Here is a 216-nt window from a genome sequence, read left to right as displayed (position 1 = left end):
TGGTGGTCTTGGTAATGACCTTGCTGTAGATGATATTATGATATCACAGACTTTATGTGATACCGATGGGGATGATGTTGACAATGTATTTGACCTTGATAGTGACAATGATGGTATCCCAGATGTTGTAGAGGCAGGATATTCGCCAGTGAGTAATGGTAAAGCATTAATCGACCCTTGGGTAGATAACAATAGTAACGGTATGCATGATGCCTT

Annotated in this window: 1 protein-coding gene; it reads left to right on the top strand. The window is 40.3% G+C overall.

Features of this window, described 5'->3' with window-relative positions:
* Window positions 1-216, top strand: a 216-nt coding sequence (locus tag ACRHOC_RS15740) for a hypothetical protein (protein WP_431159507.1), incomplete at both ends; no start/stop codon positions are given.

Origin of the sequence: Winogradskyella poriferorum, from assembly GCF_050618035.1 — a bacterium.
GTDB classification, from domain to species: domain Bacteria; phylum Bacteroidota; class Bacteroidia; order Flavobacteriales; family Flavobacteriaceae; genus Winogradskyella; species Winogradskyella poriferorum_A.
Note: the sequence above shows the minus strand (reverse complement) of the source record. Positions and strands in the feature narration are given on the sequence as shown.